This window comes from Marinobacterium sp. LSUCC0821, from assembly GCF_012848475.1.
Lineage (GTDB): Bacteria > Pseudomonadota > Gammaproteobacteria > Pseudomonadales > Balneatricaceae > Marinobacterium_E.
In genome coordinates, this window is sequence record NZ_CP051666.1 from 385,358 (window position 1) to 401,007 (window position 15,650).

General features: G+C 46.3%; 17 protein-coding genes. 13 read left to right on the forward strand and 4 right to left on the reverse strand.

Going from position 1 to position 15,650, the window contains the following annotated elements:
- The first annotated feature begins 114 nt into the window (after positions 1–114).
- From HH196_RS01985 to HH196_RS02035, 12 genes are all read left to right on the forward strand, one after another.
- Positions 115–696 (forward strand): cytochrome b/b6 domain-containing protein, encoded by a 582-nt coding sequence (locus HH196_RS01985; protein ID WP_169450424.1) that lies wholly within the window; start codon positions 115–117, stop codon positions 694–696.
- Complete coding sequence (locus tag HH196_RS01990; RefSeq protein ID WP_169450425.1) at positions 686–1,072, forward strand: DUF1924 domain-containing protein; 387 nt, start codon at positions 686–688, stop codon at positions 1,070–1,072. Before HH196_RS01985 ends, HH196_RS01990 begins: the two co-directional genes overlap by 11 nt.
- A gap of 15 nt (positions 1,073–1,087) precedes the next feature.
- Positions 1,088–1,711 (forward strand): diheme cytochrome c, encoded by a 624-nt coding sequence (locus HH196_RS01995; RefSeq protein WP_211160807.1) that lies wholly within the window; start codon positions 1,088–1,090, stop codon positions 1,709–1,711.
- Positions 1,712–1,727: 16 nt separating this feature from the next.
- On the forward strand, positions 1,728–1,985 hold the full coding sequence (locus HH196_RS02000) for a PepSY domain-containing protein (protein WP_169450426.1): 258 nt from the start codon (positions 1,728–1,730) through the stop codon (positions 1,983–1,985).
- 2 nt (positions 1,986–1,987) lie between these two features.
- A complete protein-coding gene (locus HH196_RS02005; RefSeq protein WP_169450427.1) occupies positions 1,988–2,659 on the forward strand; it encodes a response regulator transcription factor in 672 nt (223 codons plus the stop codon).
- Positions 2,660–3,988 (forward strand): sensor histidine kinase, encoded by a 1,329-nt coding sequence (locus HH196_RS02010; protein WP_169450428.1) that lies wholly within the window; start codon positions 2,660–2,662, stop codon positions 3,986–3,988.
- Positions 3,989–4,038: 50 nt separating this feature from the next.
- Positions 4,039–4,551, forward strand: coding sequence for a helix-turn-helix transcriptional regulator (locus HH196_RS02015; RefSeq protein WP_169450429.1), 513 nt, complete (start codon positions 4,039–4,041; stop codon positions 4,549–4,551).
- 97 nt (positions 4,552–4,648) lie between these two features.
- Complete coding sequence (locus tag HH196_RS02020) at positions 4,649–5,641, forward strand: hypothetical protein (RefSeq protein WP_169450430.1); 993 nt, start codon at positions 4,649–4,651, stop codon at positions 5,639–5,641.
- A gap of 52 nt (positions 5,642–5,693) precedes the next feature.
- Positions 5,694–6,812 carry a PQQ-binding-like beta-propeller repeat protein gene (locus HH196_RS02025; protein ID WP_169450431.1) on the forward strand — a complete coding sequence of 373 codons (1,119 nt, stop codon included), beginning with the start codon at positions 5,694–5,696 and terminating at the stop codon, positions 6,810–6,812.
- 92 nt (positions 6,813–6,904) lie between these two features.
- Positions 6,905–8,842, forward strand: a complete 1,938-nt coding sequence (locus HH196_RS02030; RefSeq protein WP_169450432.1) for an acetoacetate--CoA ligase — start codon at positions 6,905–6,907, stop codon at positions 8,840–8,842.
- Between the two features lie 72 nt (positions 8,843–8,914).
- Complete coding sequence (locus tag HH196_RS11600; RefSeq protein ID WP_256366882.1) at positions 8,915–9,040, forward strand: hypothetical protein; 126 nt, start codon at positions 8,915–8,917, stop codon at positions 9,038–9,040.
- Entirely contained in the window at positions 9,030–9,857 is an 828-nt protein-coding gene (locus HH196_RS02035) for an HD-GYP domain-containing protein (RefSeq protein ID WP_248276876.1), read from the forward strand. Before HH196_RS11600 ends, HH196_RS02035 begins: the two co-directional genes overlap by 11 nt.
- 36 nt (positions 9,858–9,893) lie before the next feature.
- Here the strand turns inward: HH196_RS02035 and HH196_RS02040 are convergent, their stop codons facing one another.
- Positions 9,894–11,153: an MgtC/SapB family protein gene (locus tag HH196_RS02040; RefSeq protein WP_169450433.1), complete on the reverse strand. Its 1,260-nt coding sequence runs from the start codon at positions 11,151–11,153 to the stop codon at positions 9,894–9,896.
- Positions 11,154–11,323: 170 nt separating this feature from the next.
- Between HH196_RS02040 and HH196_RS02045 the strand changes: the two genes are divergently transcribed.
- Positions 11,324–14,338: an ATP-binding protein gene (locus HH196_RS02045; protein ID WP_169450434.1), complete on the forward strand. Its 3,015-nt coding sequence runs from the start codon at positions 11,324–11,326 to the stop codon at positions 14,336–14,338.
- Here the strand turns inward: HH196_RS02045 and HH196_RS02050 are convergent.
- The 3 genes from HH196_RS02050 to HH196_RS02060 form a co-directional block, all read right to left on the reverse strand.
- Positions 14,312–14,707 carry a response regulator gene (locus tag HH196_RS02050; protein ID WP_169450435.1) on the reverse strand — a complete coding sequence of 132 codons (396 nt, stop codon included), beginning with the start codon at positions 14,705–14,707 and terminating at the stop codon, positions 14,312–14,314. The two genes, HH196_RS02045 and HH196_RS02050, sit on opposite strands and share 27 nt — an antisense overlap.
- 82 nt (positions 14,708–14,789) lie before the next feature.
- Positions 14,790–15,287 (reverse strand): GyrI-like domain-containing protein, encoded by a 498-nt coding sequence (locus tag HH196_RS02055; RefSeq protein WP_169450436.1) that lies wholly within the window; start codon positions 15,285–15,287, stop codon positions 14,790–14,792.
- Entirely contained in the window at positions 15,284–15,643 is a 360-nt protein-coding gene (locus tag HH196_RS02060) for a hypothetical protein (protein ID WP_169450437.1), read from the reverse strand. The genes HH196_RS02055 and HH196_RS02060 overlap by 4 nt, the downstream gene beginning before the upstream one ends.
- Positions 15,644–15,650 lie beyond the last annotated feature (7 nt).

Consider the following 15,650-nt stretch of genomic DNA (forward strand, 5'->3'; position numbering starts at 1 on the left):
AGTTCTTAAGTTAGAAATCAGCCTTTAAAAAAACGTAACTTAAAAAAATTAAGCTTGGTTTTAAGTTACCTAGTCGAAACTTCATGTCATAGAGAAGATTGTTTGGAGGCGTTTATGCCGATTATTAAAAAGAGCGTTCGAGTTTGGGACCCACTGGTTCGCGTATTTCACTGGACGCTGGTGCTGAGCTTCGCTGTAGCATGGGTCAGTGCAGACGAGTTTGATACCTTGCACTTCTGGGCAGGTTACACGATCGCCGCCTTGGTCGCATTTCGAGTTGTATGGGGCATTATCGGTACGCGCCACGCACGCTTTACCGACTTTATTTACCGTTTCAGAACTATAAAAAGCTATCTAATCGATTTGGCAGCGTTGCGTCCTAAACACTATGTAGGGCACAACCCAGCGGGTGGTTTGATGGTGGTTATCCTACTTCTTTCTTTAGCATTACTAACCTTTACCGGCATGGCCTCTGTTGCAATTGATGGCATAGGGCCGCTTGCAGGTACCTGGGTTGAGTCAATTTCAGGGCATTGGATGGAAGATATACATGAGGCCGTTGCTAACCTAGTTCTAGCCTTTGTGCTGTTTCATATAGCCGGTGTCTTGGTGAGTAGCTTAGTCCATGGGGAAAACCTGGTTCGGGCAATGATTAATGGAAAAAAAGAGATCGAGGAGAAGAGCGATGAGAATTAATAAATTAGCGATCGCGCTGACATGTTCACTCTTTGTCGTGGCTGCAAATGCAACACCAGTGAGTGATCGAATGGTGGCAGCATTCGAAGCGGCCAGTGGCAAAAGTGCCGATGCTTCTGCAGGTGAAGCTTTCTGGAATCGGGATTTTAACGGTAAGAGCTGTACTACCTGTCATGGGTCTGATGTGAAACAGGTAGGCCAACATGCAAAAACCAAAAAGGCGATTGATCCTCTAGCGCCTAGCGTAAATCCGGAGCGACTTACGCAGGATCATAAGATTAATAAGTGGTTCCTAAGGAACTGTAAATGGACGCTTGGCCGCGAGTGCACCCCTGCAGAGAAAGGGGACATCCTAATCTGGCTATCTAATCAATAAGAGCGAGGCAGAAAAATGAAGCTTGGAATTAAAACGGTCCGTTGGATTTTGGGTACGACACTTTTAACTAGTGCCTTAGGTGTTGGAATGGTTGGCGTCGTAAATGTCGCTTCAGCAGATGAAGGTTGGAAAATCTTTGGACGTGACGATGACGACGATGAGCATGGTGAACGTCGCAATAGTGCGTCAAAGCAGGCTGACAATTCGCCGGTACGCCAACTCTATGTTGATGAGTGTGCTGCCTGCCATATGGCCTATCCAGCAGGTTTTCTACCGGAGCGTAGTTGGCAGAAGATGATGGGTAGTCTGGATAATCACTTTGGAGAAAATGCGGAGCTGGATCCAACAACGCAACAAGCGATTACTCAGTATCTGGTTGATAATGCGGCAGAAAACAGTTCAAATCGAAGGGCACGTAAATTTTTACGCAGTGTTTCAGATGGTGCTACACCACTGCGTATTACTGAGTTACGTTACTTTAAACAGAAGCATGATGAGGTGCCGGATCGTATGGTGACCGGTAACCCTGATGTTGGTAGTTTCAGCCAGTGTCAGGCTTGTCATGGCGATAGAGCAGAGCAGGGCTACTTTGATGACGACTCGGTTAATATTCCGAATCACGGCCGCTGGGATCATTAATCTCCTAGTTGCAGCAATGCCTTCTAATGCGGGAGAGAATCTCTCGCAGCGGGAGGCGCGTGAGTTGTTGGAGTCAGGTCATATCCTCTCGCTTTCTGAACTGCATGGCCGCCACGCTGAGACCTTCACGGGTAAAATTTTAGATCTAGAGTTAGAGCGTAAAGATGGCAAACTGATCTATGAGTTTGAGGTCCTTGGCAGTGACGGCGAAGTGCGTGAGTACTACATCGATGCAGCTTCAGGTGAACTTCTTGAAGAGAAGTTAGAGGATTAAGCATGCGCCTACTGCTTATAGAAGATGATCTCGATCTCATTAACCAGTTGAGACCCCAACTGCAAAAATCGGGTTTTGCGGTTGAGGTTGCGCAAGATGGTGTAGATGGCGAATTTCTTGCGCAAGAGGAGTCTTTTGACGGTATTGTTCTTGACCTTGGATTGCCTAACCGTCCTGGACTTGAGGTTCTCTCTAACCTGCGAAGTGCGGGTGTTGAGACTCCAATTGTGATTCTTACAGCACGCGACTCCTGGCAAGAGAAGGTAGATGGTCTAAAGCACGGAGCCGATGACTATCTCACCAAACCCTTCCATTTTGAGGAGCTTCAAGCCCGTCTAGAAGCCGTAATGCGCCGAAATCAAGGGCGTGCCGACAACTCGTTGGTCTGTCAGGGCGTTAGATTAGATGTGGATACCCAACAGGCGGTTGATGCATCAGGGCAGACTATTTCACTGACCGGTAAAGAGTTTCGACTGCTGCGTTATCTCATCACACATGCAGGTAAAATCGTATCCAAGACAGAACTGAGTGAGCATGTCTATGAAGAGGAGATGCTTAAAGATAGTAATGTGATTGAGGTCTACATCAATCGTCTTCGCCAATACTTCGGGAAGGATTTTATTGAGACAAAGCGCGGTCAGGGCTATATCGTTCAGCGGGATGAGAGCAACTAAATGTTGAAACAGGGTTACTCTATAGAGGCGCAGCTACAGAGTCGTTTAACCAAACTCCTGTTTCTTCTGGCTATCCTGCTACTAGTTCCATTACATCTAACTGTTCGCTCATTTGTTGATGGCATTGTCGAACAACGCCTCGGCCATGATGCTGAGACAATTATCACCGCAGTGAGTTTGGATCCAAACAACCAGTGGCAGTTGCAACAAGAGCGCATCTCTTCCATCTATCAGCGAGTAGAGTCAGGCCACTACTTTAAACTCCAGTCAGATCAGTTTCAGGCACTTTCGCGCTCTTTATGGGATCGCGAGTTTAACGTCTCATCACTAGCTCCTGGCATTGTTGATATTGCGGTGGTTATTAATGATGACCAGCGCTGGATGATTCTGACCCAGGGTTTCAAAAAATCTGATGTCACATTTACCATCGCTGTTGCTGAAGATGTGACTGAGCTCTATCACAATCAATGGTTGCTTGAGCTGGTTCTGTTGTTAATCATGTTTGTCGTTTTTGGATTTGTGGTGTGGTTGCAAAGGCGAATGGTGAAATCTGGTTTTGCTAGCCTAGAGCCTGTGCGACAAGCGATTGAGAAGGGTGACATTCGCGCATCGATCCAATTTCCGGATCAGTTGCCTAAGGAGATTGCCCCCTTAGCCTTTGCGCTTAATCGTTTGTTAGCTCGCTCAGCAGCGCAAATAGAGAGATCTCGTACAGGGTTAGGTAATCTCGCTCATGAGTTGAAGAGACCTATACAGAAGTTACGTTGGCTCGCCGCTGATCTAGATTCAAACGAAAACTCAGACAAGGTAATAGCGCTGAGTGAAGAGTTTCAACAGTTGATGGATCGTGAACTTCGCAGAGCTCGCATCTCTGGCACACCGACTCCTGGCAAACTGTTTACTCCTGATGCTGACTTAACCCCTATGGTTGAACTCTTTAAACGCATTTACCCAGCTAAAGCGTTGCGTCTGAAACAGTTGCCGCAATCTGAACTCCCCTATGATCGAGATGATATGCTCGAGCTTATCGGCAATCTGCTTGATAACGCACTCAGGTATGCGAAGACAGAAGCTGAGGTCTCGATCACCTTCTCAAGTGAAAACCACAGCTGGAGTCTCTCAATTGAGGATGATGGTAAAGGGGTGTCACCAGAGAATATGAGTCGTCTAGCGGAGCGGGGCGTTCGCTTAGATGAGGATTCTCCTCTGACAGGATCAGGGCTTGGTATCGCTATTAGTAAAGCGGTAGTTGAGAGTTATTCAGGGAGCATGAGTTTTAGTGATGCATCCATCGGCGGACTTTGCGTTAAAGTCGAATTACCCATCTAAGCTAATTTTGTTTAGACTCACTGAAAACAAAAAATAGACGAGTCGCCTGAATGTCATCATCGAAAACTAAACAGTTCCGTTTAACCTGGTTAATATCAGCTCTGGCTGTCATGTTGTTCGCAGAACTCTTCTTCGTTTTAGATTTCGTAGATGATCTCTATCTGTTCAACTTTTATCTGGTTAACCCTATTTATCACACTAAATTGGAAAACCTATCTTCATTTGCACTGGCGATCGCAATCTTCTTCACCTTTTACGAAATCAAACTCGTGCTGAAAGAGCAGAAGGATGTAAAGACATCTTTAGAGGTGGCCGCAGGTCATTTGAGTGATGTGATAAATACTCAGTTTTCGCAGTGGCAGTTCTCAGCGTCAGAATCTCAAATTGCATTATTGTTGATGAAAGGGCTCTCTTTGCAAGAGATTGCCGACGCTCGTGGGGCGAAAATCGGTACTGTGAAGAGTCAGTGCAGCAGTATCTATCGAAAATCTGAGCTGGCTAATCGCAGTGAATTAGTCTCATTTTTCATGGAAGACCTACTTGTCGCAAATGACGTGAATTAAACCTAAGGTTTATTCAAATAAACATAAGTTTATAGTCAGGTTTAAGCTACTGTTTTAAAAAGAGTGTGCAACCGAAAACAAATATAAGGGGATGCACATGAAGAAGCTCGCTACCATTGGTTTGGCGGTGACTTTAGCGACAGCTAGTCAATTTGCTCTTGCAGATAAGGATATCGACGAAAACACTCCTGGCGCTCAAAAAGCCGTTAATCTTATCGGAATGTGGGTTGATGCAGGCGCGCCTGAAGGAAAATTCAACTACACCGACCTTGGCGGTCGAGACTGGGAAGGGGACTATCAGTCCGATATATTGCCTCTCTTTACTAAACACAATGTATGGGGCGATAACCTACCTGCCTGTGCATCTTGTCACTCGGGTAATACCGAACACTCTCTTCACGAGATGGACCTAACAGGTTACAAAGGGTTGATGATTGGCGGCGATGCGCTATCAAAACCACCGGGTGTTCCTCTCTTAGGTCAGAGCAAATCAGGCTCATCAGATTTCAATTGGAATACTTCAAAGCTTAAAGAGCGTCTAAGAAATAATCGTATGCCGCCTAATATGCAGTTTGATATCTCTGAGACAAACCGTGATGGCCCCTGTGTCGATCTCTCAGGTGATTCGGCTAAGATTCTGACTGGTAAATATGGTTGTGATCTTAACGCCGTTGGTATGATTGGTGCCTGGGTTGAAGGTGGCGCGACTCAAAATGATCCGTTTGAGTACGCTGGCGTTAAGCTGACCTTTGAAAAAGATGTTAAGCAGCTTTTTGTTACCCATGGTATTTGGCAGCAGGGCACGATGGCTTGTGCTTCTTGTCACTCTGGCCACACCGAAAATTCATTGCATGAGATGGATTTGACTGGTTACCAAGGCATTATGAGTGGTGGGGATGTTTTGTCTAAACCACCAGGAGTCCCGATTCTGGGTGAGTCTAAGATTGGTGCAAAAGATTTCGATTGGGCGAACTCTAAACTAAAAGGTCGCTTAAGAAATAATCGTATGCCACCGGGTATCGAGTTTGATATCTCGGAAGAGAACCGAGATGGTCCAGTAGTGCTACACGGTCAGCGCGCAGACGATTAACCCTCTGTTAAAAGGCCTCAAGTCCATTCGCTTGAGGCCTTTTTGGTTTTATATGAATCACTTCTTTCTGACTATACTGCTGGGGCTTATCCCCTTTGAATCTTTTGCTGCGCAAGCGCTGTTAAAACCATTGTGGCAAAGCCAGCTATCCGCACCATTTAATAAAGCACCAATTATTGGTGATAATCTCATCTATGCTGCGCCGTCAGATGGCTCTCTTTATGCGCTAGACCAGCGGACGGGTAAGACTCTTTGGTCGCTACCCACTGAATCTATCTGGGATAGAGGCGTTACCCTTCATGGAGAGCAGATTGTTGTCTGTTTACGCGATGCCTCTGTGGCAGGACTTGATGCTGCTACTGGACGCGAGCTCTGGAAAACATCACTTGGGGATCTCAACTGTCAGCGTGATTCTGTTGCTAAAGGGGATGACCTCTACATATCAACCACCTATGTTGGCCCCGGCCTTAAAGGTTCGCCTCTCACAGGTGCTAAGTTGTTTAAGTTGGATCGCACCACCGGTGATATTCAATGGGAAGTGACGACTGAAACCTTCTTACTTCAGAGCGCATCCGTTGATGGTGATCGGCTTTTTGTTGGCGGTAGTTTTATCGACACTGCATTTACTGAAGAGGAGGGTGGGCCGGCCTACTACTACCTCATCGATACCGAAACTGGCAAAGTTCAATGGCGGGCCTACTCAGAAGATGGGCTCCCTAAAACTCTATTTTTAAACGGCGGTGTAGCAAGTTACATCGCCTATCAGGATTTCATTCAAGCCTTGGATGCCAAGACAGGGCAAGCGCTTTGGCGTCGCGATACAGAGAATTGGGTCTCGGCATTTTTAGGTCAGGACAAGAGGCTCTATTTTGGTTCTGCAAACACCTTTGTGCACTCCTGGAACCAACAAGATGGTAAAGTAAACTGGCGCTACAATATGCCAGGTAGCTCGTTTGAGTACCTACTTGTAGCCCCGCGATTAGTAGGTGATAGCCTCTGGTTTTTAAGCCAAAAGGGACAAGTATTTTCACTTGATGCGAATACGGGTGGGCTCGAATACACAGCACCTACAGGGGTGGTGAGCCGGATAGAAGCGGATTTTGCAGCAGGTAAAATGGCTGTGGGAGACCTTGATGGGAAACTACACCTCTTCGAGCTTCCTCAACCCTAATTTCCAGATGTGAAATCAAATGGTTGGACCAGCGTTGAAGTGCTGTGCTGCTCGCGCTAAGGTTGCTTGAGTTATCTTTTTGGGATTGTTCTATGCAGCCTCTCTGGTCACCAACCGAAGCACAAATTTCTGATGCTCAATTAACCCGTTTTAGAACCTGGTTAGCGACTCAAGATCCAGAGTACTCTTTTGCCGATTACGATTCACTCTGGCATTGGAGTACGAGCGATATTTGGGGCTTTTGGGAGGCGCTGCGTCGTTTCTTAGCGATAGATTTCACAATCCCTGCGCATTCCGTCGTCGACACTCTTACCGATATTCCAGGTGCTAATTGGTTTTCGGGTGCGTCCCTTAACTTTGCTGAGGCGCTATTAAAACGACGCGACAGTGAGAGCGCCGTTATCTTTCGTGGCGAAAATGGTCGCCGATATTCATTGAGCTATGCCGATCTGTATCAACAGACTGCTAAGTTTGCGCACTATCTAAAGGCGCAAGGAGTGGTCGCAGGAGATCGCGTAGCGGGCTATATGCCCAACATCCCTGAGACTATCGTTGCGATGTTAGCAACTAGCTCGATAGGCGCTATCTGGACTTCATGCTCCCCCGATTTTGGTGCAAATGGGGTGGTCGATCGTTTCGGGCAAACAGAGCCGAAAATTCTAGTGACAGTGGATGGTTATCATTATGGCGGTAAGAAACTAGATAATAGAGACAAGCTTCCGGAGATCTTAGAGCGTATTCCTAGCGTTAAAACAGTTGTCGTGGTGCCTTTCTTAGATCTGGATATCGACCTATCAAACATCCCCAAGGCAATAAATTGGAATTCAGCGACAGCTAACGATGTGGCTGAGGTTGAGTTCGCACAGTTACCCTTCGATCACCCGCTATACATCATGTACTCATCAGGCACGACGGGTGTACCTAAGTGCATAGTGCATGGCGCAGGTGGCACATTGATACAGCATCTTAAAGAGCATGTGCTGCATACTGATATGTCTGCTTCAGATCGAATGCTCTATTTCACCACCTGTGGTTGGATGATGTGGAACTGGATGGTTTCGGCACTGGGGGCAGGTTCTTCGCTTGTGCTGTTTGATGGCTCACCTTTCCACCCATCCGCTAGTGCGCTCTGGGACATCATTGAAGAGGAGTCGGTGACGGTATTTGGTACAGGTGCGAAGTACATTGCTGCCATTCAATCGAACGGTTTAAAACCAGCAGCATCGCATGATCTAACCAAGCTAAGAGCTATCCTCTCTACCGGTTCTCCTCTCTCACCTGAGAGCTTTGAATTTATCTACAAGGATGTGAAGTCTGATCTGCATCTTGCTTCGATTTCAGGGGGTACAGACATCATCTCCTGTTTTGCCTTGGGTAACCCAACGCTTCCGGTCTATACCGGCGAGATACAGTCGCGTGGTTTGGGTATGGCAGTAGATATCTTCGATGACGAAGGTAATTCAATGCCAGCAGGTAAGGGTGAACTCGTCTGCACTAAACCCTTCCCAAGTCGCCCACTGGGCTTTTGGAACGACCCAGAGGGTGTACGCTACCATGAGGCCTACTTTGACCATTTTGAAGGGGTGTGGGCACACGGTGATTACGCAGAGATCACAGCGCATAAGGGGCTAATTATTCATGGTCGCTCAGATGCCGTGCTTAACCCAGGTGGTGTTCGTATTGGCACAGCTGAAATCTATCGTCAGGTTGAGAAGGTTAGCGAGGTGGTCGATTCAATCTGTATCGGCCAGCCCTATGAGGATGATGTTCGCGTTGTGCTGTTTGTCGTGCTGCGCGACGGTGTAGAGCTGGATGATCAATTAATCGCCAAGATTAAAACCACAATTCGCTCTAATACAACGCCACGCCATGTGCCATCGATCATCAAAACAGTTGCAGACATCCCACGAACTAAGAGTGGCAAAATTGTGGAGCTGGCTGTCCGAAATGTTGTGATGGGTGCGCCGGTTAAGAATGTGGAGTCACTGGCTAACCCTGAGGCGTTAGATAACTTCAAAAATATTGTCTGAAATCACCCAGCTTCGTTACAGCTCGCCTATACTGCTTTTAGAATTAAGCTAAAAATAGATTTTGAGGCGTATATGACAGTTGATCGATTTGGTTTGTTATCTGGACGGTTAGGTACCCTGACTGATCGTGTTGAGTATGTTCACGGTTTAGTGATGGAGAAACTTCCCACGGTCGATCGCATCATGGGTGTGCTCTAAGGGTTACAAATCTTCATTCACAGTAACCCTAAACAACGGTTCACAACTGATCGGTTTTCTCTTCTTCGATAGCTCGCAACAAGGTACTTTTACGCCGGAAGTACAACGCGATCTGTTGATCTACTCAAACCTCATTCAGATGGCAGTTGCCTCTGAGTTGATGGTGATCGATTCGTTGTTAGCAACCACGGCAGCTGCGCGAGATTTTGCTGATCTGCGTGACTTTGAAACTGGTAAGCACCTAGACCGAATGGCCCAGTTCTCAAGGCTTATTGCCCGTGAAATTGCCGAGCAACTTGATCTGTCGGATGAGTTTGTGGAGCAGCTTTACCTCTTTGCGCCGTTGCACGATATTGGAAAAATCGGTATTCCCGATCAGATACTCTTAAAACCGGGTCGTCTAACACCAGAAGAGCGAACTGTGGTTCAAGAGCACGTTGCTAAGGGGGTATCCATCATCGAAAAAGTACTCACTGAGTACAGCTTAAATGCAGTTTCTGATACCCAGGTGTTGATGAATATCATCAGTTGCCATCATGAGTATTTAGATGGATCGGGTTACCCAAATGGGAAGTCTGGCGATGAAATTCCGGTTGAAGCGAGGGTTATCACCGTTGCTGATATCTTTGATGCGCTAACCAGTATTCGACCCTACAAAAAACCTTGGGATGTAGATGATGCGATTGATGAACTGCGTCGTATGGCAAGTGAATCCAAGCTCGACTCTCGTGTTGTTGAAGCGCTAGCTAAACACCGTGACGAGGCGGCGAGACTGGTCGTTGAGCTGGCCGACCTACCAGAGGATATCTCTGCTTAAACCTTCGTTTACGTGATTAGCAAGGGACTCTAAACCCTAGCTGTAAAGCACCCAAACTGCATAGAATGCCACCCACATCAGTAGCAGTGTGCCTGGAACTAACAGGCGAAAGAGTAGCGCGCGGCTCCCAAGTACACCCACATAAGCAATCTTAACTAAGCTGTTTACGGTGGCTGCAAGAATAATCCCAACGCTGGCTGTCTCGTTGGTAATGGCATCTCCCGCCATGCGAGACATGGCTAGGGTAGGTGCATCCGCATCAGTCAGAGCCGATATCATCGCCACCCACACCACAGCGCTCTCACCTAGGTAGGTAATCGCTAAATGTGACGCGAGCAGTATGGCAGCTAATAAGCCCCCAAAAATGAGTGCTGGAAGCGGTTGGAAGGGGCTCTGTTTAAAATCGGGTTGTGCCAGTGCTGGTGATGTATCGGTTTGCCTGAAAAGAAAGAGTAGAGCGCTTGCAAGAAAGATGAGTGTCATGCCGCCTAACGGAAGCCATAACGCGGCCAATAGTTCAGGTTTAACCACCATCACCTCTAAAAGCATGCGCGGAAACATGATGGTACAGGCCAATAGAATGGCGCCTGCGCAGACATCTGGAAGCGTTGGGCTGCGGATGCTAAAACGTGCCATCGATATAGTCACTGCCGTACTCGAGACGAGCCCGCCAGCTAGACTAGTGATAACCAGGCCACGCGTTGCTCCAAAGATACGAATTGCGAAGTAACCGATCAGGCTAATTCCTGCGATTAACACCACCATCCACCAGATCTCGTAAGGATTAATAACCTGCCAGGGGTCGATTGGGCGGTCGGGTAATATCGGCAGTAATACAATGCTGATAATGGCGAGTTGCAATATGCCAGTCATCTCTTCTCCATTCAGAGAGCGCACACCTGAGTGTAAGAAGGCTTTAAATCGAAGAATTACCGCAACGGTCACGGCGCCAATAGAGGCCAATTCAGCTTCGTTGTAGAGAGGTAGCATACCTATCAAAAATGTTATGAATGCCGCAATCAAGGTCGTGATGCCGGCATCATGGCCACGTTGTGACCTCAACCAATAGGCGATAGCCAACAGGCTAAATAGACCCAGCATCGCCAGCGGAGCGATTAAAATCGAGATGATTTGCGACAGGTGTGCAGTAAACGCCCCAGCTATAGTAATTAGAGCGAATGTTCTTAAACCTGCAACCCTTGCTCCCTCAGCACGCTTACGTTCATGCCAGCCGCGTTCTAGGCCAATGAGCAGTCCCAGCATAAGTGAGATGAGAAAGGGTAAAAACTGATCCATGGAGCATTCCGATGGGTTGATGATCGGGTTTTATCTCCCCTAATAATGCGCGTTAGATCGCTACTTTTCTATTGAATTATTAAACTAATTTCGTCGGCATTTTTTGGCATGATGCTTGCATATTTAAAATAAATTAACTCAGCTAAATTTTTTATAAGGCTATGTTTTTTATGAAAAAATATCGGTTTATCAAAGGCGTTTATTCAAGTTCTCTGAAACTGCTTTTTATGATTGGTGCGCTACTTATTGGCAACTATGCGAATGCTAATCTTCACACTAAGAGTGCAGAGCAGCACGATGAGGTGTGGATTCTTCTTTCTGGCCATGAGCAGATTCCTTGGTATGCAGAGCTTGCGCGCGGTATGGATGAGCGCACATTTGAATTGATCAATGAAAGTGTCGAACATCTGCAACGCAATGTATTTATTGAAAGGATAGATGCATACCGCACTGGTAACAGCCAGCGACTTGATGAGATTGCACAGGCTCTTGTAATGAAACACCAAGGGCACTACCCCAATCTTATTGTTGCCGAAAACAACGCCGCGCTTTGGGTGGCTAACAGGGTAAATGAGCTTTTAGGAGCACCAATCAAAATCAATGCAGTCAATGTGAGTTCACAAGCTATCGCTGGTTTTTCTAAAAATGAGATGTTTAATTTCGCTAAGGGTTTCGAGACCATCACTAGGACTATGCCAGAGGTTGAACGAGTCTATGCCATTTTGCCAAGTTCAAGACGGACCGAGGTAGAGGATACCTGGTCATTTGAGTATGAATCTCAATTTGAATTAGAACTTCTGGATGATGCTTATACCAATCAAGAGATAGTAGATACCTTGGCAAATGTCCCTGCCAATAGTGCCATTCTTTACTTAGGGCGAACTACCGACTCTATTACTAGTGAAGGCTTGCCTGTTCTCTTGGTTAAAGAGATTACAGAGTTAAATACGGCTCCGCTCTTCAGTGTCCAAAGTACCCTAATGCGAGCAGGTTCGGTCGGTGGTTATGTTGTACATGCAAAAGATTTAGGTCGAAAGATTATCGATATGGCATACCTAATTGATGAGAGTTTGAACGCTGCTAAGCCACACTACTTTTTTGATTATCAGAAGGCAAATAAATGGGGTTTGCAACTGGAGAATCTTCCTGAGACCGCAGTGCTGGTTAATTCACCAGAGTTACTTCTTGATGCGGAGCAACTTACAGAAATCGGTGCTGGTGCTGCGCTAGTGGTTTTATCAGCACTGACCCTTGTACTACTTCGTGAGAGACAAGTTCATATTCAAAAAGAGAGAGCTTATGAGATACAGCAACATCTAACAGAGGTCTCTGAACAACGGATTCAACAACTCAAAACGGCGATGGATTTCGCCAAAATCGTACTGTTTGAAGAGAACGTAACCCAACAAACAGGTCGGTTTATTATTGCGCCTGAAATTGACGAAGGTGAAGCACCTTATGTTGGGTCCGCTCGTCTTGCCAGAACACGCCCTGAATTTCGAGAGGCTGTGCAAGAGAGTTTGTCTAAATTGAATGAACCTGTTGAGTACCCTCTAACAATCGATGCTTGGGATGAACCCAAATGGGTTCGAAATATGGTGATTTCCGAATATCGCAACGAGAACGGAGATCTTATGCGTCTTCAGCTATCTCGTGATATCACCCAAGACCTCAATCAGCAGCATGAGCTGGTATCAGCATACAAAAAGACCGAAATGCTGCTAAAGCGATTAAACGATGTGGCAAATGCTGGAGAGATAGGTCTCTTTTCGCATGACATCATCAATGATGTATATGAATGTAATGATACTTATAGGGAGATTTTCCAACTTTCAAAAGATCAGTATCCGAAGATTACGATGAAAGATACTGCGTCAAGATTTGACCCCGCCTTTCTAGAAAAGTACCACCAAGAGCGTATGGATGCTCGCAAAACTCGGGAGGCAACAACACACTCCCGTCGTTTATTGATGCCAGATGGATCGATTAAAAATGTGCTGTTACATGTGCGTCCAGAGTTTGAGAGCGATACTTTAACTGCGATCACGGGTAGTGCTTATGATGTCACAGAGCAGGAGCGTTTGATTCAAGAGAAGTCGGATGCGTTAGCCCGTATGGAGCAGTTTGCAGAACGTCAACGTCAGCTATTCGGTGTAATTGGCCACGAATTGCGTACACCTGCTGCTTCTTTGAAGATGATGTTGGACGCACAAAAGAGTGAGGCGAAAGGGCCCTATTCACAAGAGATTCGCAACACGACAGATCATCTAATGTCCGTATTGGACGATCTACGTGCAGTGGTAGAGCCTGATCTTTTGACTCATAGAGTCTTTAGTAACGGCGTTCCACTTCAGGTGGTGGAAGGGGGCATTACTACGCTTCGTCAACGCATCGATGTTGATGGAATTAAACTGTCTATCACGTCTGATGAAGCTTCAGGTAAATGGTATAAGTTTGATTTGCGAGGCTTACGTCAGGTTGTTACAAATCTTGTTAAGAATGCACTGATTCATGCCAACCCTAGTCAGCTTGAGATTGATCTTTCAGTGAATGATGGACGGCTAATGGTCGCGGTAAGTGATGACGGTAAAGGTATTGCAGAGGATCAATTCGAAGAGCTACTTCAACCCTTCGTTCGCGGCGATACAACGGCTGATGGTACGGGGCTTGGTTTACATATCTGTCGCGAAATTCTGCGAGGTTCAGATGGGGATTTAACCCTGGGGACTTCGAGACTTGGTGGCGCTACCTTTATAGCGGAAATTGAGTTGTCAAATGCTACTGATACTTCAGGAGCAGTTGAAAACGAGCAGCCAGATCGGACCCTAGAAGGTAAACGAGTATTGGTAGCAGAAGATAATCTAATGCTTCGGACACTCACCAAAAAGTTGTTGGAAGAGATGGGTGCAACGGCATCACTTCATGATAATGGGGAAATGGCATTTAAAGCGTTTGAAGCAGGTGAGTTTGACCTAGTAATTACAGATATCTTTATGCCAGTTATGAACGGTTATCAGCTATGTGAAAACATCCGTTCTTTGGGGAGTGATATTCCTATACTTGGTGTATCGGCAGCAACAGTTGGTACAGAGGTAGATCAGCTCATTGATGCGGGTGCGAATATTGCACTCCCTAAGCCGATTACTAAAGAGGCTATTTTAAAAGCTTGGGCTGTTTTGGTTTAGTTTTCTGCGTATAAAAGCGTCGTCAATATTGCGACGCAGTTTACTCACCACGCAAGGCTTATTCAGTATCGCCTCTACATTAAAGCGAGATAGCTTCTCTTGCTGCGCTTCATCTGAAGTGGCGGTCAGGACAATGATAGGGGTCTCTAAGTATTTAGGCTCTGAGTGGGCGAGATAGTTGAGTAGCTCAATCCCATCCTCTTTATCGATTTGTGGGTCGATTATGATTAGATCGATCTCTTCATCCATAGCCTGTTGAATAGCGGACTGTGAATCACGCGCAAGCAGAACCTCAAACTCATCCGAAAGAGCCTCTTTAATGCTTGCTAGTGTATATGTCGCATCGTCGATGCAGAGAATCTTCTTCATAACAATCCATTCGTACTATGTATACGATTGGACAACAGTTACTGAATTGCCTCAACACATCTTTAGGCTATTATTCCTAAGTCTATGATTTTAATGGTAGATAGATGTCAGTAAGTAGTGCTTCAGGTGCTGTGTTTGGGTCTGTATCTAGAAACTGAAGAATCACCGGCCCACCGCTATCTTCTTCGCCACTATTAGGTAGCCAAGAGGTCACTAACCACTCAACCATCGGGATGTTTTCCCTAGGACCTTGGTACTGTGCACGTGCATATCGCCCAGAACTTATAAAACCGGGCTTTACTCCTGCATCTGCATCGCTAATTTCACTCTCTACAGAGAATGCCAGTTCAACTCGTTGCTCTGGTGGTTGTCCTGGGTTCTGGTGAACGGCAGATTGATTGGGTGGGTAGAAGAGGGCGTAAGTGCGATGGCCTTTGCTAGGTGAGAAGCCATTTGCTTTGCGAAATGCAATCATCTTACCGATGGTGCGTCCAAGTTCAGTTACTAGGCCTTGATGTTCCATATAGGCAATTTGCACCTCTGGAAAGCGGACGATTTCAACGGTTGTATCTCTATTCATTCCTGCACGATATCACTCTGATTACGCTCTGCCAATCTAGCTTGAATGCTCTCCAACTTAACTCGAGCATTGTTATAGCTTAGTAGAGGTCTTCGATCTGTGGATCGTCTTCCACGTTTCGTTAATTGATGCCCTTCAAGGATCATATGATCGCGTTTAGTACTGTTTTTGCGGCGATCAAAGGTGCTGATGCGTCGCTCTTCACCTTTGTATTGGCGTTGTGACATCATGCGCCACCACTCGCACGCCAACTCTTTATTGGCAAAGAGAGGGCTACTCTTTCTGCAGCACTCAGTCTCCCAATAGAAGACGATTCGTGTTTTATGAATATCCCGACAAAGAACTAAATCTTCCACAATTTCT